15 protein-coding genes are annotated in these 19,095 nt (G+C 39.0%); 7 read left to right on the forward strand and 8 right to left on the reverse strand.

Annotated features, from left to right (window positions below; translation table 11 throughout):
- Nucleotides 1-2: 2 nt before the first annotated feature.
- The 5 genes from QL998_RS05915 to QL998_RS05935 all read right to left on the reverse strand — a co-directional run bounded on the left by QL998_RS05915 (nt 3) and on the right by QL998_RS05935 (nt 5,628).
- The gene (locus tag QL998_RS05915) at nt 3-746 is read right to left on the reverse strand and encodes a nuclear transport factor 2 family protein (protein WP_290192301.1); all 744 of its coding nucleotides are present in this window, start codon (nt 744-746) and stop codon (nt 3-5) included.
- 250 nt (nt 747-996) lie between these two features.
- Nucleotides 997-1,740, reverse strand: a complete 744-nt coding sequence (locus tag QL998_RS05920) for a ferredoxin--NADP reductase (protein ID WP_290192302.1) — start codon at nt 1,738-1,740, stop codon at nt 997-999.
- A gap of 509 nt (nt 1,741-2,249) precedes the next feature.
- Nucleotides 2,250-3,848, reverse strand: coding sequence for an ABC-F family ATPase (locus tag QL998_RS05925; RefSeq protein ID WP_290192303.1), 1,599 nt, complete (start codon nt 3,846-3,848; stop codon nt 2,250-2,252).
- A 291-nt stretch (nt 3,849-4,139) separates the two neighbouring features.
- The gene (locus QL998_RS05930; protein ID WP_290192304.1) at nt 4,140-4,880 is read right to left on the reverse strand and encodes a transporter substrate-binding domain-containing protein; all 741 of its coding nucleotides are present in this window, start codon (nt 4,878-4,880) and stop codon (nt 4,140-4,142) included.
- 7 nt (nt 4,881-4,887) lie between these two features.
- Entirely contained in the window at nt 4,888-5,628 is a 741-nt protein-coding gene (locus QL998_RS05935; RefSeq protein WP_290192305.1) for a transporter substrate-binding domain-containing protein, read from the reverse strand.
- 196 nt (nt 5,629-5,824) lie between these two features.
- Here QL998_RS05935 and QL998_RS05940 point away from each other — a divergent pair, with 196 nt between their 5' ends.
- Nucleotides 5,825-7,063 carry a UPF0149 family protein gene (locus QL998_RS05940; protein WP_290192306.1) on the forward strand — a complete coding sequence of 413 codons (1,239 nt, stop codon included), beginning with the start codon at nt 5,825-5,827 and terminating at the stop codon, nt 7,061-7,063.
- Between the two features lie 195 nt (nt 7,064-7,258).
- Here the strand turns inward: QL998_RS05940 and QL998_RS05945 are convergent, their stop codons facing one another.
- Nucleotides 7,259-7,558 (reverse strand): helix-turn-helix transcriptional regulator, encoded by a 300-nt coding sequence (locus QL998_RS05945; protein ID WP_024604317.1) that lies wholly within the window; start codon nt 7,556-7,558, stop codon nt 7,259-7,261.
- Between the two features lie 542 nt (nt 7,559-8,100).
- On the opposite strand from QL998_RS05945, the gene QL998_RS05950 reads away from it, so the two are divergent.
- Both QL998_RS05950 and QL998_RS05955 read left to right on the forward strand, forming a co-directional pair.
- Nucleotides 8,101-8,700 (forward strand): class I SAM-dependent methyltransferase, encoded by a 600-nt coding sequence (locus QL998_RS05950; protein ID WP_290192307.1) that lies wholly within the window; start codon nt 8,101-8,103, stop codon nt 8,698-8,700.
- Nucleotides 8,701-11,655, forward strand: a complete 2,955-nt coding sequence (locus tag QL998_RS05955; protein WP_290192308.1) for a DEAD/DEAH box helicase family protein — start codon at nt 8,701-8,703, stop codon at nt 11,653-11,655.
- A 175-nt stretch (nt 11,656-11,830) separates the two neighbouring features.
- Here QL998_RS05955 and QL998_RS05960 read toward each other — a convergent pair whose 3' ends face one another.
- Both QL998_RS05960 and QL998_RS05965 read right to left on the reverse strand, forming a co-directional pair.
- A complete protein-coding gene (locus tag QL998_RS05960) occupies nt 11,831-11,986 on the reverse strand; it encodes a hypothetical protein (protein ID WP_165744258.1) in 156 nt (51 codons plus the stop codon).
- 22 nt (nt 11,987-12,008) lie between these two features.
- Nucleotides 12,009-15,161 carry a DEAD/DEAH box helicase gene (locus tag QL998_RS05965; RefSeq protein WP_290192309.1) on the reverse strand — a complete coding sequence of 1,051 codons (3,153 nt, stop codon included), beginning with the start codon at nt 15,159-15,161 and terminating at the stop codon, nt 12,009-12,011.
- 508 nt (nt 15,162-15,669) lie between these two features.
- Here QL998_RS05965 and QL998_RS05970 point away from each other — a divergent pair.
- From QL998_RS05970 to QL998_RS05985, 4 genes are all read left to right on the forward strand, one after another.
- Entirely contained in the window at nt 15,670-16,545 is an 876-nt protein-coding gene (locus tag QL998_RS05970) for a nuclease-related domain-containing protein (protein ID WP_290192310.1), read from the forward strand.
- A 255-nt stretch (nt 16,546-16,800) separates the two neighbouring features.
- Entirely contained in the window at nt 16,801-17,127 is a 327-nt protein-coding gene (locus tag QL998_RS05975) for a helix-turn-helix transcriptional regulator (RefSeq protein ID WP_029753647.1), read from the forward strand.
- Nucleotides 17,111-17,494 (forward strand): HipA N-terminal domain-containing protein, encoded by a 384-nt coding sequence (locus QL998_RS05980; RefSeq protein WP_290192311.1) that lies wholly within the window; start codon nt 17,111-17,113, stop codon nt 17,492-17,494. The genes QL998_RS05975 and QL998_RS05980 overlap by 17 nt, the downstream gene beginning before the upstream one ends.
- Before the next feature lie 197 nt (nt 17,495-17,691).
- A complete protein-coding gene (locus tag QL998_RS05985) occupies nt 17,692-18,765 on the forward strand; it encodes a HipA domain-containing protein (RefSeq protein WP_290192312.1) in 1,074 nt (357 codons plus the stop codon).
- Nucleotides 18,766-19,095: the final 330 nt, after the last annotated feature.

Below are 19,095 nucleotides of genomic sequence, written 5' to 3' on the forward strand. Positions count from 1 at the left end.
CTTTATCTAAAAAACAGTACGCGTACTATTTTCCCATCTTTAATTTGATAACTCGAAATAAGTTCTGAGCGTTTATCAACTACGTTTTCGTCAGTTGAACAAGTTTCTGAAAGTTCGTGATCAATCACTATATCACCGTGCACTATGCGCTTAATTGGTGATGAGTGAATACACTTCAACTTTTTAAACATTAGCCCATAACGTTCTATTAGTTTTTCTTTACCTTTAAATAATAGCTCATTAGGGAAAATATAAAACTCAACATCTTCGGCATATACACGAAGAAACTCTTCAATGTTACGCGCGTTATATGCTTTAACTAGCTGCTCTACCACAGCAAGTGATTCGCGCGATTGTTTAGCTTTAGTTTGCTGCTTAACTGTAAGTGCTTCTTTTGCTTGCGTTACAGCTTTTTCAGCTTCGGCTACAGCCACTGCTTTTTCTATTTTATTTTTAGGCTTTTCAGCAGGTTTAATTTGCTCGTTACCTAATACTTTTGAATCGTCTGGTTTAGTCGCATCAATTGTTGGCTTTTTAAGCTCTGGCACTTTGTATTCAAGCGTATTTACTTTGTCGTCAGTGTTGGTTTGAGCTACTGATTGCTCATTTTCAACTTTTGGCTTTTCAACGCTTGCTTGAGCTTCAACTTGCGGCTCTTTTTGCTCAGGCTCGCTTTGCTCTGCGGCATAAGTAATTAGCGCAACGGTAGTGACTAATGAGGCTAAAATAATAGATAACGGTTTCATAACTTTCCTAAAATGAACACTAAATACGTGTAATACCAATTACATTAAATAGGCGATCTATTATAGCGTTAAAAAATAGCGCAATAACAACGCGAAAATTGTGACATATAGTTGTTCTATATGAATAACCTTTAACGCAGTTAGTGAGTTATTTAATGCGATAGAATGATCATATTTTTGATAAAATTAGTATAAGGGTGCAACATAGCAAATTTTAACGTTATCGGGTAGTTAATACCACCACTGAAGCCTACCAGTACTGCTCTACCGTAATATTGCCGGGGTTTTTACGGCGGTTACGCGTAAAGTTTTTATCGAGAAGTAGCGCGGTTGTGTCTTTTACCATTTGTGGATTTCCGCAAATCATAAATTGTGCATTACTGGGCTTTGGGTCTAACTTTACATATTCAAACAAGCGGTTGCTCTCAATTGCGTTAGTAATTCGCCCACTTAAGCCTTGTAATGGCTCCTCTCTACTTACAACCGGAATATAGTTAAGTTGTGCTGGGTACACTCTTAATAGCTCGTTAATAAGTGCCTGATAGCTTAAGTCGTTATTAAAACGTACGCCATGCACTAAATTTATAGTTTTGTATTTTTTCCATACATGGGGCTGTTGTAAAATTGATAAAAAAGGGCCTATGGCAGTGCCAGTCCCTAACATCCAAAGCTGATCACTTTGTGGTATTTCATCAAGGGTAAAAAAGCCGGTTGCGTGTTGTTCTATTAATACGGTGTCGCCAGGTTGTAAGGTAGCTAAACGAGGAGAAAGCAAACCGTCAATTACGTTAATAAGATAAAACTCGAGATCGGGGTTTTCAGGGGCATTCACATATGAATAAGCCCGAGCAATACGTTTGTCGCCATCCATTATTGAAAGCTTTGTAAATTGGCCAGCTTTAAACGGCTCTACGTTTGCATTAACGGTTAAGCTAAAGAGTGTTTCGCTCCACCACGTGACATTTTTTACTGTTGCTTCAACCCAATTAGACATAGTTACCTCTTGGTTTAGCTATTAAAGTTTTAAATAATTCACTCCATCAACATTAGCATTAAGTGACAAAGACTTACAGGGGAATATGACTAGATTTAAAGCAGTGAGGTATGCAGAATTTACCAATAAAATAATGTGAATAATTAGCTCTGCGATAAGAGTCATTAATTGCATAAGAGAAAGCGATGCTGCAGTAACTAAGAAAAATTAAGTCAAAAAACAGTGTTTTTTATTTTATCACTTACTTTAAAAGCGCTGCGTCTTATATCACCATTAGTGAACTATTTACTTGAAAAACTATTGCACTAGGAGAAGCCAAAGAGGAGTAAATGAGAAGAGCCAAGCCAGAAAACGAGTATTTTATCACTGACTCTAAAAGCGTAGCGTCTCTTAACCTCTTAGTGAATTATTTATTTAAGCCTTTATTAATTTTATAGTTAAACTCAAATTCCACACATAAAAAAACGGCGCTAAATTTAGCACCGTTTTTATAAGCAATAAGAAAAAGTTTACGCTTTTTTCTCTTCACAACTTGCTAGGTATTCGTCAAACGTACCTTGGAAGTCGATTACTTTTTTATCTTTAATATCAATGATACGTGTAGCTAATGACGAAACAAACTCTCGGTCATGGCTTACAAAAATAAGCGTACCTTGGAAATCTTTTAACGCGTTATTAAGCGCTTCAATGGCTTCCATATCCATGTGGTTAGTTGGTTCGTCCATAACAAGCACGTTAACGTCTTGCATCATTAACTTACCAAATAACAGGCGGTTTTTTTCACCACCAGAACAGTTACGCGCTTTTTTGTTTGAATCGTCAGCTGTAAACAACAAGCGGCCTAGCATGCCACGAACCATTAAATCGTTGTGCTTAGCTGTACGCCATTGCGACATCCAATCAAACAACGTTAAATCGTTATCAAAATCTTTAGTGCTGTCTTGCGGGCAATAACCAAAGCTCGCATTTTCAGACCATTTAATTTCGCCTTCATTACTTTTAAGCTCGTCTACTAAACAGCGTAAAAATGTAGTTTTACCCACACCATTTTCGCCAATTACGGCAAGCTTAGCGCCAGCTTCTAGTAGTAAGTCGCCACCAGTAAATAACGTTTCGCCATCAAAACCATGGCCAAGCTTATTAACTTCAAGCGCTTGACGATACATTTTTTTACCTTCGTCAAACGAAAGTGATGGGCTCATACGGCTTGAAGATTTAACTTCATCAAGCTTAATTTTATCCATTTTTTTAGCGCGCGAACTTGCTTGCTTAGCTTTTGAAGCGTTAGCACCAAAACGGTTAACAAAGTCTTGTAGCTCGTCAATTTCAGCGCTCTTTTTAGCATTTTCAGCTAAAAGTTGCTCGCGTTGTAAGCCCGCAGCTTCTAAAAATTTCTCATAGTTACCAGGGTAAATACGCAGCTCACCGTAATCAATATCGGCCATGTGTGTACATACCGAGTTTAAAAAGTGACGGTCATGCGAAATAATAATCATCGTACATTTACGTTTGTTAAGCTCGTTAGCAAGCCACGTAATTGTATGAATATCCAAGTTATTGGTAGGCTCATCAAGTAGCAAAATGTCAGGGTTTGCAAATAACGCCTGTGCTAAAAGCACACGTAGTTTCCAACCTGGGGCAACGTTTGCCATTAAACCGTAATGAAATTCTTTATCGATACCAGCTTCAAGCAAAATCTCTTCAGCGCGGCTTTCTGCGGTGTAACCGTCCATTTCAGCAAATACACTTTCAAGATCGGCAACTTTCATACCGTCTTCTTCGCTCATTTCTGGTAACGAGTAAATACGTTCGCGTTCTTGCTTTACTTTCCAAAGCTCCACGTCGCCCATAATTACCGCGTCTACAACGCTGTATTGCTCAAAAGCAAACTGGTCTTGGCTTAGGTTACCTACTTTTAACCCTGGAGTAATAGATACATTACCCGCACTTGGAACAAGCGCACCGCTTAAAATTTTCATGAAAGTCGACTTGCCGCAGCCGTTAGCGCCAATTAAACCGTAACGGTTACCGTTACCAAATTTAGCTGAAATGTTTTCAAACAACGGCTCTGCGCCAAACTGCATCGTAATATTTGCGGTGGAGATCAAAAAAGGTAATCCTAGATTAGTACTGACAGGAGTACGCTGCAGCAAAACGCCACAAACAAGAACCAGACAATAGGGTAAATTAGCTGGCGAATTATACAGATCAGCCACAACGAATGAAAGATAAAAGGCAGCTAATTTATAACCAAGTAAAAATAACGGCAATTCTCGGTTTTAGGTCACTATTTTTAACGTATGTAGTGTTGAATGTACTTACAGCCACAATGTAAATAATTACTAATGCCAAGCAATATTAAAGAGGGGGCGCCAAATAGCTAAGTTATTAGCTATGTTTTAATGCATAGGTTGGTAAATTGACTTTATCGCCGCCTCGTTTTTGGTAATTAACTGATTAACAGTCGTCACGTCATCAAGTGTTAGCGACTCCTTGCTTAGCATAAAATGCACATTGTTAACGTTAATCGGTGTAATAGTTTTTACCTGCGAAATTGAGGAGTGTTTTTTTACAAAGTACTGCGCAACCACGGAGTCTTCAATAACATAGTCGATTCGTTTTTTATCTAACATGTTAAATCGATTATTTGCTTGAGCAGTAAGCACGACCTGTTTTGAATATTTGGTTTTGAGTTGTTCAAGCTCATCACCAAAAAAGCTTCCTCGGTTAATACCTGCTGTAAAATCTTGACTAAAAAGATCAGCTAAGCTGGTTACATCAGGCGAGTCTTTATGTTTATAAAGATGCATAACTTCTTCGCGGTAGGGCAAACTAAAGTGCGCATATTGTGCGCGTTTTTTTGTGTAACTTGCCGCGTAGGTCATATCTACTCGGCCATTTTTAAGCTCAGCTTGAACACGCGAAAAACTCGGAAAATAAGTCCATTTAATACAAAATTTTGAATCTTTAAAAATAGCGTTTACAGCATCCACTTCTGTGCCTAAAAATGTATCACCTTGCTTAACAAGGTAAGGCGGCCAATTAGTTTCGTTAGTGCCCATTACCAATGTTTTTGAACACGCAAGGGCATTAAAGTGAGTAAATAGCAGTGTAGTAAATGTTAAAAATAAAGTTTTCATTACACTCCTAGTATTTAAACAGCGCATTAAGTGCTGTTTTATTTTTGTTTATATATTCATTAATTACCGCAAGCTCAGTAACCGACACCGTATTTTTGCTAAACATTAAATAAATATCGTCTTTATTTACATGCTCAACATTGGTTACTAATTTGATATTTGAGCCTTTTTTGGCAAAATAAGCCCCCACTAACTCGTCTTCAATAGCAAAATCAATACGTTGTTTATTAAGCATTTCAAAGCATTTACTGGTTGCACTGGTGTATTCAATCTGCTTTTTATATTTAGTTTTATATTGCTCAAACTCCTCACCGTAATAGCTTCCAAAGTTAGCGCCAACAATAAAGCCTTGTTTAAAAATGTCTTCGAGGTTTTTAACACTATGCTGATTATTTTTGTTTTCGTATAAGCGCATAACCTCAGTTCGGTAGTTATCACTAAAGTGCACATATTTAGCGCGCTCATCGGTATAACTTGCAGCCCACCCTAAATCAATACGGCCGTATTTAAGCTCAATAAAAGCCCGCTTAGAATTTGGCAGTAACTTAACTTCAAAACAAAAAGGGGAGTCAGCAAATATAATGTTAAGCGCATCAACCTCCAAGCCTTGCAGCTTACCGTTAATGCCCATTACATAAGGCGGCCAAAAAGCATCGTGCGATGCCACGCTAAAGGTTCTCTCACAAGCAAATACATTAAACGGAGCCGTAAACAGCAAACATAAAAATACGGTAATTAATTTATTCATTGCGCCTCATAGTTATTATTTTTGCTTATTATTACAACAGTATAAACCAGCTTTTGTATTTTAGCGGCGAGGGATTGTGTAAATTTGTAAATATTTCGTTAAAAATTCATTTTAGGATAAAACAACTAAACTAGCGTTGTTGGTAACCTTATCTATGGGTACACTAATAATAAATTTATACATAGCAGGGCACGTTATGTCACCCGCCAAAATACGCAGTGATGTTATAAAACTCAGTGAATTAAGCACTAAAAAACCAGATTATTACTTTATCCAAGGCTACTTAATGGGATTAGGTGTATTACCTCAACTACTTGTTCCCAGTGAGTGGCACCCAGATCTATTTGGAGAGTTTAATATTCAAAACGAGACTGAGCTAAAATACCTCGAAAGCTTAATGGCTCTGTATAACCAAAGCATGGATAAAATAATTCAAAACGAATTAAAAATGCCAGCAAAATGCAGCCTATCTAAACAAGACTACCGTGAGTCACTAAAGCCGAATATGCCCCTACCAAATTACTGTAAAGGGGTTTTACAGGCGCTTAAAAATATAAATAAACGCATGCTCAATACAGAACAAAAACGTTCTATAAACAGCTTTACTACAGTGTTAAAAGCATTTACAAGCCCCAAAATCGCCGCAAAAGAGTTTGGTGAATTTGCCCAATACAACGCCCAAGAATATAAACGTAATTATGTTTATTTTATGGCCGACGCTATTTTTGAGCTTAGGTTTAATAACGACCTTACTTTAAGCGATGAAGATGAGGTTGAATTTAACAACAGCTTTTTAGATGAAGAACCAGATGAATTGGATCAGCTTGATGAACTACTTGAACTGGTACTCGCCGATACAGAACTAACAGCACTTGAGCCAATACAGATGCTTTTAGAGGTTATGGAAGGGCTCATAACAAAGCAATATATTAAAGACAACACCGGGCACTTTTGGGGCTTGCACGAAACCCGCCCTTATATGATGCTGCGTGCGCATCGTGCAAAAATAAACGCGCTGCATGGTTATACCCAAAAAGCACAATCAGAACTCGAAGATCTATTAAAGCTAAACCCAAACGATAATCAAGCAAACCGCTTTTTATTAATGAACTGCCTAATCATAAACAAAGAGTGGGAGAAGTTAGACGCTCTATTAGCCGACTTTGATTTTCAAGAACTACACACAACAGCAAGCCTAGCGCTAAGTGCTTTTGTAAAGCATGGCGATTCAAAACCAGCTAACGATTACAAAAAAATGCTTAAACAACAGAGTAAACATTTTGTAAAAATACTCACCGGGCAAGAAAAACTTAAAGAACAGCCGCCATATTACAGCCCAGGCAGCAAAGAAGAGGTAGGTGTTTACCTTGATTCATTAGGTAAGCAGGCATGGATTTCGGTTCCGGCGAGTCTTTTTTGGTTAAGAAAAAAGTAGGTGAAAAACGTTTAGCGTGATTTATATCGCGCTAAACATAACGCAGATTCAATTTGAAGTGCATAACCGCTTTTTAAGTTTTTATTCAATAGTAGAAATTACGCTTGTTAAACGTGCAATATCAATGTCGCTTGTGCTTACAAAGCGCAGTGCTTGAAATAATAAATTTAAAGCCCGTCAATAAACACATAGCATTCAGAAGTCATCGTTAATCACCTGTGTTTTGTTTGTTTTACGCTGGCGTGCATTATAGCCACCCACATCGGAAGCAAGTTCATTTATTTCATCAAGTAAACTACCTTGAAGCTTCAGCACCACTAAAGCCTCAAATAAAATATCGCTTTTTACAACCTCATCTTGCTCTAGCTTTTGTACCGTAGAACGCGATACACCAATCATTTTGGCAAAGGTACTTTGAGTGTAATGGAGTGTTCGGTGTTGGCGAATTAAATCCCCCATTCGCTGAGCGATTTTTAATACTTGTTCAGATCTCATAAATGACTACCAATTAAATCATTAACCACTAAATGATTAGCTTAGCGGTATTTTGTTTTTTGCAAGTTTGTTTCTAGGCACAAAAGCACAGGGCAGGTTTTAGGTGAAAAATACTCAATGTTAGTGTTTATGAATGAAGGCGAGAGTTTACCTCGCGCAATTTTTTAATTTTAACCAGCGCGGCATAAAGCCCCGCCTACGCATAACCTAAACACCGAGCTTGGTTTGACTTGAACTTGCTGACGCGAAAAACGCAGCTTTTAATGTGTAGGCACGATTATGCACTCGGATTAATTTAAACGTGTTGTGTATTTTTTTAAATTTAGTAATAACAAAAGCTTGTACTTAATTGTTTAAAAGTTAAGGCTAAATTTACATAATTGTAAAAGCAGGCGCGTATTAATGATAACGGCGTAGTTTTTATTGGTTATATAACTAATAAGCCTATATTTATTTTTACCAATCAGGTAAATTGTTTTAAATGAATACTAACTTAATAATACGTTAGTTATTAACAGATAAGCCAAGGAGCGGTGTGTCTCGTGTCAAACTCCACACTTAGTTACTACAATCAAAACGCACAAAGCTTTAGTGATTCAACCTTAAATGTTGATATGTCAGTGCTGTATGCTGAGTTTTTGCCACACGTTACCGAACACGGCCATATTTTAGATGCCGGGTGCGGCAGTGCCCGCGATGCTGCTTACTTTAAACAACAGGGTTTTACTGTTAGCGCGTTTGATGCAAGCCCAGAACTTGCCGCAATAGCAAGCAGTTACTTACAGCAACCCGTCGACGTTAAAACCTTCCAGCAGCTAGATTGTGTTAATAAATACGATGCCATTTGGTGCTGCGCCAGTTTATTACACGTGCCAAAAGCTGAATTACCACAGGTATTTTTAAACCTACAAAATGCACTAAAACCAAACGGTGTTTTGTATGTATCGTTTAAATATGGCGACACAGAGCGTGTGCATAATGGTCGCGAATTTACCGATTTAAACGAAAATTCTTTAACGCATTTACTTAGCCATACGCAGTTAAAAGCTATTAAACAATGGCAAAGTGTTGATCAGCGCCCAGAGCGCGAAAGTGAAGTGTGGCTCAATGCCTTGTTAACGCATAGCAAAGCGAAATTATAAGTGAATAGTTTTAGTGAACATCAACACCTGCAAAGTAATAACCAGCAGCTTATTACGGGTGATAATGACCCGTTATTACCTAATCTTGTGCATGCCATAAATAATGCCACTGAGATTGAAGTTACGGTTTCATTTATTCAGCCAAGTGGCTTAGCTTTGTTGTTTGATCCACTCAGTGAAGCTTTGCAAAGTGGTGCAACACTTAAATTACTTACCTCAGATTACCTAGATATTACTCATCCTAATGCGTTGAGAGAACTCATGGCATTGGTAGATCGTGGAGCCGATGTGCGTATTTACCAAACACACAGTAATCAAAGTTTTCATATGAAGTCGTATATTTTTGTCAAAACAAACGACCAAAAAGAGATTACTGATGGCTGTGCCTTTATTGGCTCAAGTAATATTAGTGCCAGCGCATTAACCAAAGGGCATGAGTGGAATTTTAGACACGATTATACACAACCAAAAACAAGCCAAGCAGCGAAGCAGTTTTTTAGTATACGCACAGCTTTTGAAAATATTTTTAATCACGAATTTGTTACCCATCTAAGCCATGAATGGATAAATAGCTACATTACTAGGCGTAAAACACAGCAGTTTGTATCGGTAAACCACGCTGATACAGCTGAGCAAGTTATTGAAAAGAATGAAGCTAAAACACCAAGGACAGCTCAAATTGAAGCGCTTAATGCCTTAGCGCAAACGCGTACTGAGGGCTTTAAGCGTGGCTTAGTGGTTTTAGCAACGGGTATGGGTAAAACATGGTTAAGTGCATTTGATGTAAAACAATTCAAAGCAAAACGTGTTTTATTTGTAGCGCATCGTGAAGAAATACTTTTGCAAGCACAGCGTACATTTTCTGAATTACTTACTCTATCTACTGGGTTTTATAACGGTAAACAGCGAGACAAAAACGCTGAGTGTTTGTTTGCCTCTATTCAAACCATTGGCCGAAGTAATCACTTAAAGCAGTTTGCACCAACGGCATTTGATTACATTATTGTTGACGAATTTCATCATGCAAGTGCGCGCGTATATCGCCAGCTTTTAAACTACTTTGAACCCAAGTTTTTACTGGGTTTAACAGCTACACCAGAGCGTACCGACCAAGCTGATATTTTAGGGTTATGCGACAACAACCTAGTATTTGAGCGTAACTTAACGCAGGGGATAGACCAAAAAACGTTAGTGCCATTTCATTACTACGGTATTTGGGATGAAAACGTAAACTACCAAGCTATTCCGTGGCGTAATGGCCGATTTGATCCAGCAGCACTTGAAAACAAATTTGCAACCCAAAAACGGGCAGACCATGCACTTTTACAGTGGCAGCAATACAAACAGCAGCGCACATTGGGCTTTTGTATATCTACCAAACATGCCGATTATATGGCTGCTGCATTTAATAAAGCGGGTGTAAAAGCGCTATCAGTGCATAGCCAATCAAAAGTACGACGTAATGAGGCGCTTAAACAATTAGAACAGCGTAAAGTTGAAGTACTATTTACTGTTGACCTATTTAACGAAGGCACTGATTTACCAAGCATTGATACCATATTAATGCTGCGCCCAAGCGACTCTAAAATACTCTTTTTACAGCAATTAGGGCGGGGTTTACGCACCCTCGAAGGTAAAACACATTTAGTGGTGCTCGATTTTATTGGTAACCACCACAGCTTTTTAAATAAACCTTATGCGCTACTTCATGAAACCACGCCAACTGGTGTAGTTAAAAAGCTTAAAAAACCAAACCTTGCTGATGGCTGCTTTATAAATATTGACTTAAAAGTTACCAACTTTTGGCAGCAGCTAGCCAAAATACAGCGCACCACAGCGTTAGAAGATATAACACAACTTGCCGAGCAACTAGGGCATTTACCTACATTAAGTGAGTTTTACTACCACTACGGCGATATAAAAAAGGTAAACAGCAACTACACTAGTTGGTTTGATCTAATTGCTAAAATACAAAATATTGATGACGAAGCACAGCAAAGTGCCAAGCAATTAGCACCGTTTTACGACTTTTTACATAAAGGCATACAAACTACCAGTATGACCAAATGCTTCAAAGCTATTTTTCTTGAGGCTTATGTTGCTTTAAATGGCTTTGCTAACCCCCCAACAGTTGCAGAACTTGCTGTAATGAGTGCAAAGGTACTCGCGCGACATCCAAATTTAAAGCAACACGATTTACCTATTAAAGAACAGCAAGCAGCTGCAGATTCGCAAACATGGCAGAGCTACTGGCGTAAAAATCCAATTAAAGCCTACACCAATAAAAATAAAGACGGCACACAATGGTTTACCTTACAAAACAACACCGTAAAAGCCACGTTTGACGTACCCGCAGAAAAATGCGAGTTACTAAACGGCGCCGTGTTAGAACTGGTTGAATACACCTTAGCTAAATACAGCCAGCGACTAAAAGTAAAAACGCCAACCACGGAACAAAATACAGAGCAAAAAGCTGACAATGTAACTCAGTTAGCGTTTAAAGAGTTAGCCGATACAGTAAAAGAACAAGATAACGCGCTAAAACTGCCGTTCTTTCCCAATATTAGAATTGCCTGTGGGCATTTTAAAACAGGGGATGAAAGCGGTATGGAATTGATGGACGCGCCACTTGGCGCAGGCAAGCTTGATCCAAACGTGCATTTTTTAGCACGCGCTTCGGGTAACTCTATGAACGGCGGTAAACATCCAATACTGGATGGTGATTTACTGCTACTTGAGCTTATAACATCCGATAAAGCAGGATCGTTACGCGGCCAAATAGTCGCGATAGAGCGAGACGATATAAGCGGTGATGGGCAGTATTTACTGCGCAAAGTTAATAAATTACCAAATGGGCAATATGAGTTAATCGCTCAAAACCCAGATTATGAAGTAATGATTGCTGATGAAAGCATGCGAACATTTGCGCGGTTTAAACAGGTAGTTGTGGAATAGTTGTAGGTGCGATTTTATATCGCGCTCATAAATTGGTGTTTTGATGTAGGTTTAAAGGATTTAAAAACCTCTATTCGAGGTTATATCGCGTTGGCGATGGCAACCAAAGGGCGGCTGCCGCCGACCGCCCTTTGGAATCCCACGGCGCACCCGAGGATCACACTTTATCTTCAACTTACGTTAATGATGTGAACGTAACCAGCGTAGGTAGGCCATCCATGGCCAAGCTACGCTTTTTACAGCATCCATGCTGTAAATTACTCATCATTAACTCAGTTTCAGGTGTGATCACGGGGAAGGTGTGTTTGTTGATAGATTGGAGATAATTCATAGACGACTTTTCTAATTTTTAATCACCCAACCGCTAACTTCCCAGCCTCGTGCCACATTTCACTTGGCATGGGGCTGGTTAATTCCCACGTTATATTCATCGGCTGGCTGCCGTTGTGGCTTTGGTATTTAACCTCGCCGTAGTTTACAAATCCCATAGTTCTGCCGTTTTCGTCTTTGCCTTGTTCTCGCACAAATAACAGGATGGTTTTGCCAGTTTTTTGGTGCTGAATATAACTAAGGCCACGGCCGTGTTCAGGGCGAGCGCTGTTTTGCGTTTGCCAATGGAATAGGGTGGGGCTGATTGCGTAATCGTGATACAGCGTGGTGGGTGAGTAGGTTTTTTCACACTTATTAAGCGTTACAAATAATAGCTCTAGATTTTGGTTTTTAAACTCTAAAACGCCTTCGCGGGCTGTCGATTTTTTATCAAACGAGTGCGCTCCAAATGCAGAAAGTATTTGCTGGCGCGTGTAGCGGCTGTGCAATTTTATGGCGTGATTAGGTAAACACGCTAAATCGCTTTCTTGTTGGTGAATGCGGTTTAATAAAAGCGTGATTACTTGTGCAAGTTCGTGCTGTAACGCTGGATGAATAAGCGTTTGTAAGCTTTGTTCAAGCGTTTTAAAGCCTAAACTTGTGCCAGTGGAATCCCAAAAGTTGTAATGCGCCATAAATGCGTACTGTTGGTTTTGTGCTGTTGGCGTAAAGCTAAAATCGTTTTTACATAAATCACGTAAAAAGCATAAGTAGCTGAGCGAGTCACAGCCGAGTAATTGGGTGTTGATTGCGCGGTAATACGCGGCGTAAATATCGGCTTGCTCTGCAGGGATTTCACCGTCCTTTAACCAATGCCAGCCGCCGAGCTTACCGTCTTTTGGTTTGTATATGTCTTCTAGTATGACTTGTGGGTTTATGCGTAAAAAGTTACTTAGCGTTAGCGCGTCATTTGTGTGTTGCGAATAGCTATTTATAAGCTGCTGTAAACGGCGTTTAGTGTTTATGGCTTGCTGAATATTTTTTAGTATTGTTTGTTGTGTGCGCTTTTGTAGCTCTATGCGGCAACCCAGTGGTAAATGCGGGAAGTTGTTTTCGATTTCGGCTTTTATTGGCTGGTTACTTTTACCAATGAGTGCGCGGAATTTACTCGCAAAGTCATATTCTGGGCGAGCATTACCGACAAAGTCGAGTACGGTACAGCACTGCTTTTGGCTGTTATCGGGCAGGCGCAAACCACGGCCTAGTTGCTGCAAAAACAGCGTTAGGCTTTCAGTCGGGCGTAAAAATAACAGAGTATCAACCTCTGGAATATCGACACCTTCGTTAAAAATATCAACTACACAGAGTATTTGTATTTCGCCTTGGCGCAGTGCTTGTTGCTTAGCCGCGCGCTCATTGGTGTTTTTGCTGGTGAGTACATCGGCGTTTATGCCTGCTAAGTTAAATTTAGAGGCCATGAATTCAGCGTGTTTTTGGCTTACGCAAAACGCGAGTGCTTTAATAGCGTGAACATTGGTTACGATATCGGCAAGGCTGGATATAATTTTGTTAGCGCGGTTGTTTTCACCTGTATAAAGGTTACTTAGCTCGCTTATATCGTAACGGCCGCCTCGCCATGTTATTTGGCTTAGGTCGGTGTCGTCATCTAGTCCAAAGTATTGAAATGGGCATAAATGGCGTTGATTTATTGCCTCTGGTAAGCGAATTTCGGCGGCTATTACGCCACAAAAATCATCGAGTATATTTGCACCATCTTGTCGCTCTGGTGTTGCGGTTAAGCCAAGTAATATTGTGGGCGTAAAGTGGTTTAATATAGCGCGATAACTGGCAGCGCTTACGTGATGTACTTCGTCTATTACTATGTAGTCGTAATAATCGTGAGTTAAATTTAGCGATTCAATTTGGCTGTTCAGCGTTTGGATTGATGCAAATAATTGGTTGTAGCGTTGTGGTTTGTAGTTACCTACCCACAGCTCACCAAAGTCGTTATTTTTAAGCACACCACGGTAAGCGCTTTGCGCTTGTTTTAGTATTTCTTCGCGGTGGGCTACAAACAAAAAGTGTGCGTTTGGGTTTTTGTCGTAAACGGTTTTAAAGTCGAACGCCGATATTATAGTTTTACCTGTGCCGGTTGCGGCAACCACTAAGTTTTTAAAACGCTTATGTACGCTGCGCTCAGCACTTAGCTTTTCTAAAATAGCGAGCTGATGCGTTTTTGGTGTTATATCAAAATAAAATAGGCTGCTTGATTGCCCAACACCGCGTTGCTCGTTAAGTGAATTAATGAGCTTTTCTTTACACTCAACAGCGCCTGTAAATAGCTCGAAGTCTTTTGATTCCCAGTAGGTTTCAAAGGTACTTTTGGTTTTGGCTATTATGTGTGGGATTTCTTGTGCGGTAATTTTTAAGTTCCATTCAAGGCCGCTGGTAAGCGCCGAATGCGATAAGTTAGACGAGCCAATATACCCTGTATGAAAACCCGTATTGCGCATAAATAAGTAGGATTTAGCATGTAGGCGTTCTTGCTGATTGTTATAACTTAGCTTTACTTCGGTATTTGGTAGGTTTGCTAAAAACTCAACGGCTTTAGCATCCGTTGCGCCCATGTACGAAGTAGTAATAACTTTGAGTTTATTGCCGCTTTTGGTAAACGCTTCCAGCTCATTTTTAAATATGCGCAGCCCTGTCCATTTTATAAATGAGACCAACCAATAAATAGTGTCGGACGATTTTATCTCGCGCTTTAGCTCGGTTTCGAGCGATATACCTGCATTAGCACCGCTAAATAATTCGCTTTGCGTAAGGCCCGTTAGCGGGAATATATCGTGAGAGTATTCTTTAAGATTTGCAGCAATAGGGTTTTGGGTATTAAACAGTGCAGTAAGTATTCGGCCTTGGCTATCAATAAGGTTTTCGTTAATAAGCTCATCATCTTTTATATGATCTTTAAGCCAAAGAACAAGGTTGTTAGCAAGGCTAATTTGCTCTTGTAACCGCTCGTTTGAATTAGGAATAGCATTTATTGCATGAGCAACAAGTTTACCTAAAAAGCGTGAAAGCCACGTTGCCGCCTCAGCACTTTCAAGCTGGCGTTCACCAACATAAAATTGGTCTCGATTTAAGTTTTGCTCAATTACTTGCGTAATTAACTGCTCGTAAATACCAATTTGCTGCATTAAAACCACTCCCTGTTTGCGAGTAGTTAGTTTACTTAAATACGGTACAGCTACAAGTAATAATCGACTAAGTTACTAGTAATTAAGTACAAACGTGTGAGTTAAGTATTAGCCGAGAGAGTAATCAAATGATGATGCTAAGAAATTATCCCCTTCAACTTCACCTGCAAACACATAATTAATGAGTAATTACCTCGCATGGATTCGAGGAAAGGGATGCTTGCACATGGATGTGCGTTCATCACGTTTACGTTCATATTAATTATTTGTTTAAGGATAAGTGAAATTGAGGGGCGCCGAGAGATTCCAAAGAGAAGTCGGCGGTTACTTCTCTTTGGTTGCCATCGCCAACGCGATATAAGTAAATTATTTTAAAAGCTACGCTTTTCGCGCGAGCAAGCTGAGCGCCTACAGGTGTTTAGGTGGGCTTTGTAATGTGGGTTTGAATGATGCGACATGTACCTGTTTTTAAGGTATAAAGTAAACATTGTGATTATAGGAACTCATCATGGATGATTTATTAAACCAAGGTTTAAGCCTTTTATTTGTTATTGGTAGTGTTTATTCGCTATTAGGTGTTTTGTTTTTCAAAATATGGCTTCATCAGAAGAATGCTAAATTACCTGTAGATCGTAAAAAGCTTAAACGTGTTGCAGCGCAGACACTTAATGAACAAGTTAATGATAAAGTTTTAGATGTAATTGGCTTAGTCTTCTTGTCTGCTTTGATAGTCACAATGCCTTTTGCTATTAAAGGCATTGCTGAAATGTTTGCCAGCGGCAAGTTTAATTACTTCTTAATTATTGCGATTGCACTGGGTTTAATCTATGTAGCACGAAAGCTTTGGGTTAAATCTAATCACTTAATAAAGTTAAAACTTGGGCGTGATGCAGAACTAGCCGTTGCCTCTGAGCTTATAGAATTACAGTCACACGGATACCAAGTATTTCATGATATACAAGCAGATGGTTTTAATATTGATCATTTGGTTGTTGGGCCAAATGGGATATTTGCTATTGAAACCAAAGGCAGACATAAACGAATAAAAGACGATACAAATTACAGAGTTAAATTTGAGAATAACCATTTAGCATTTCCTTCTTGGTTTGAAAGTAAGCCGCTAGAGCAAGCCCAAAATCAAGCTAATTGGGTGAATAAATGGCTACGAGAGGCAACGGGTTTTAACACCCAAGTTTTGCCTGTTTTATGCTTTCCTGGTTGGTTTGTTGAGCTAAAGCAGAGACCAATCTTTCCAATCGTTTCTCATAAACAAATAGTTAAAACTATCCTTTCAATGCGACAAGTTAGCTTAAATCAAGAGCAGCAGCGTGCTATTTGCTATCAAGTGGTGCAGCGAGCCTTAAACGATAGTAAGGCAATTTAAAAGCTACGCTTTTCGCGCGAGCAAGCTGGGCGCCTACAGGTGTTTAGCTTGGCTATTAAGCTCAAAATGTCATTAACTTCCCATAAGTAACTTAAGTATTACTTATGGGACTGGGTTTTATTTTACTGTCTATAAGTAAGTTACGGTTTACTTATAGGCAGTAAATATACGTTTAAACTTAAAAGTAAGTTATATTTGACTTTTGGGTAGGCTACCCTAAAATAAATTGTATAAGTAAACTATAGTTGACCTTTAATGAGTGAATTACCAGCAAAAAAAACACTTGGAAGAGTTGTTAAACGCACTGAAATGCCTGATCTATCAAAGCCGTTTTCGTCGGTGCGACTCGCTAAAGCGATTACTTCAAAGCGAACAGGTATGAAGCTTACGCTGGTTGATGTATCGCAAGCACTTAATATTTCAAAGCCTACGCTGATAAAAATAGAAAAAGGTGATGTGAATGTGCAGTTTTTTAATGTACTCAAAGTGATGGAATACTTGGGGTTGTCGTTTAGCCTTGTCAGTGATGACGAGTCGCACCACAATAACAAGGATGAGGTGAGCGATGAGCAGTGGTATTAAAAAAAACAGCTTGGATGTATTTATTGGGCATACGCAGAAGATAGGTGCGATAGCCCTTGATATAGGCTCTGAAAATGATATTGCATTTACCTATGAACCTGAGTGGATTAATAAGGGGTTTGCTATTTCACCACACTTACCGCTCAATGGTGATTTTGACTCACGTGATGTGCGTAATTATTTACAAAACTTATTACCCGAGGGCAAAGGTCTTGATGAGATTATAAGTAGTACTACTATCTCTAAAAATAATACGTTTGGTTTGATTAAAGTAATTGGCGAGGAAACGTCAGGCGCTTTGTCGTTTAGAGCAAGTAACAGTACTTTAAAGCAAACATCTTTTCGTGAAGTAACTAGGGTCTGTTGATCTTTGCGGATTAAAATTTGTCCAAACTAGGAGCTATTTAATCGCGATGCGAGATTTGCAACCTAGTGGGCTAAGTAAAAACCGAGCAACAAAGAGTAAATAGCTCCTAGGAAGAACCCTTCGGGCAGCGCCTGTTTGGTATTAATGCTACGTTATCGCCCATTTATGGGGAATAACCACACTGCATAGGCTCTGCCTTGCCTAAATACCAAACAGGCTGCTGCAAATTTAACCTTGAAAGAACAGCAGACCCTAGTGACGAGCTAAGCCAAAAACTTAAACGCTTTGTACAAGTTGGCGAGCCAATTACTCATTGGGATGGCCGAACTCGGCTCTCTGTTGCTGGCGTTCAAGACAAACTAAACCTACTCGAAATCGATAGTAAATTAGGATTTGGTGAAGGGGAGCTATGTTCTAATAAAATTTTTAAATTCGAAACAGGTACCGCTCCTTTCATTGCAGTAAATGAACTTTTTACCATGCTTTTGGCAAAAGAGTCGGGGCTCAATGTTCCCCATGTTGAGTTGCGTACTTACGCAGATGTAAGAGTATTTGTAATAGATCGCTTTGATAGGCGCGTTACACAAGATCAAAACCGTGTATTACGTCGTCATATTATTGATGGTTGCCAAGCCACTAATTTACCTCCTTCTTATAAATATGAGCGTCAGCATGGTGATGATGGGGATGGTATTTATATTCGAGATGGCGTTTCTTTTGCAAAACTCTTTAGTGTTAAAACAACGAATGTACAAGCGTATGAGGCTCAGCTTATTCGTTGGATGACATTTAATATTTTAGTACGTAATTACGATGCTCATGGCAAAAACATTAGTTTTTTTGTTGGTAAAAATGGTTTAGAGCTTACGCCGTTTTACGACTTGGTAAATATAGAGGCTATTATTGAGCAGGGAAGCATTGACCGTGATATGGGCTATTTACAGCCTAAAATATCAAGGTGTTATGCTATGTCAGTGGGGGAGCATAATTCGCAAAGTGCGGGCAATTTTACTAATGAGATTACAGCTTACATGTTAGCTGATTTTGCTGATGAATTTGCTATTTCACTACCACGGATGCAACTACTTATGAGTCAAACCGTTGATTCTGTATTAGCCGCAATTGATACGGCTAAAGTTTCTGCTGTTAAAAATAACTTATCTTCTGCTGAATTAGCACACATTGATTTGTGCATAAAAATAATTAATAAAGCTGCAAATAAGCTGAGTGAGCAAATAATACAACTACCAAATATGGATGCATTTATTTAAATATTAGAAAATAAATACACGCATTTTGAGTGATAAATTCATATATTGGTTGCCATCGCCAACGCGATATAAGTAAATTAAAATTAAAAGCGCGAGATAAAATCACACCTACGCTTTTGTTAAGAGTGATGTTTACATTAATGTAGGTGAGGTTTTATACCTCGCTTATAAATACATTTTTTACCACAGAAAAGTGAATTATTGTTCTATGTAGCGCTTAAAAGTAATGAGGCAATTAACTCTGCTATTCGCCTCATTAAGTGAGGCGAATAGGTGTTTAGGTGAGCTTTGTAGAGTTGATTGGGGTAATGATCTAGTTACTAGAGGGCA

Origin of the sequence: Pseudoalteromonas sp. APC 3691 (assembly GCF_030408135.1) — a bacterium.
Classification (GTDB): domain Bacteria; phylum Pseudomonadota; class Gammaproteobacteria; order Enterobacterales; family Alteromonadaceae; genus Pseudoalteromonas.

Coding starts and splice junctions, on each gene's coding strand:
- QL998_RS05940 (WP_290192306.1), top strand. CDS start 5,825: ATGTCACCCGCCAAAATACGCAGTGATGTTATAAAACTCAGTGAATTA.
- QL998_RS05970 (WP_290192310.1), top strand. CDS start 15,670: ATGGATGATTTATTAAACCAAGGTTTAAGCCTTTTATTTGTTATTGGT.
- QL998_RS05945 (WP_024604317.1), bottom strand. CDS start 7,558: ATGAGATCTGAACAAGTATTAAAAATCGCTCAGCGAATGGGGGATTTA.
- QL998_RS05935 (WP_290192305.1), bottom strand. CDS start 5,628: ATGAATAAATTAATTACCGTATTTTTATGTTTGCTGTTTACGGCTCCG.
- QL998_RS05915 (WP_290192301.1), bottom strand. CDS start 746: ATGAAACCGTTATCTATTATTTTAGCCTCATTAGTCACTACCGTTGCG.
- QL998_RS05965 (WP_290192309.1), bottom strand. CDS start 15,161: ATGCAGCAAATTGGTATTTACGAGCAGTTAATTACGCAAGTAATTGAG.
- QL998_RS05975 (WP_029753647.1), top strand. CDS start 16,801: ATGAGTGAATTACCAGCAAAAAAAACACTTGGAAGAGTTGTTAAACGC.
- QL998_RS05930 (WP_290192304.1), bottom strand. CDS start 4,880: ATGAAAACTTTATTTTTAACATTTACTACACTGCTATTTACTCACTTT.
- QL998_RS05980 (WP_290192311.1), top strand. CDS start 17,111: ATGAGCAGTGGTATTAAAAAAAACAGCTTGGATGTATTTATTGGGCAT.
- QL998_RS05960 (WP_165744258.1), bottom strand. CDS start 11,986: ATGAATTATCTCCAATCTATCAACAAACACACCTTCCCCGTGATCACA.
- QL998_RS05920 (WP_290192302.1), bottom strand. CDS start 1,740: ATGTCTAATTGGGTTGAAGCAACAGTAAAAAATGTCACGTGGTGGAGC.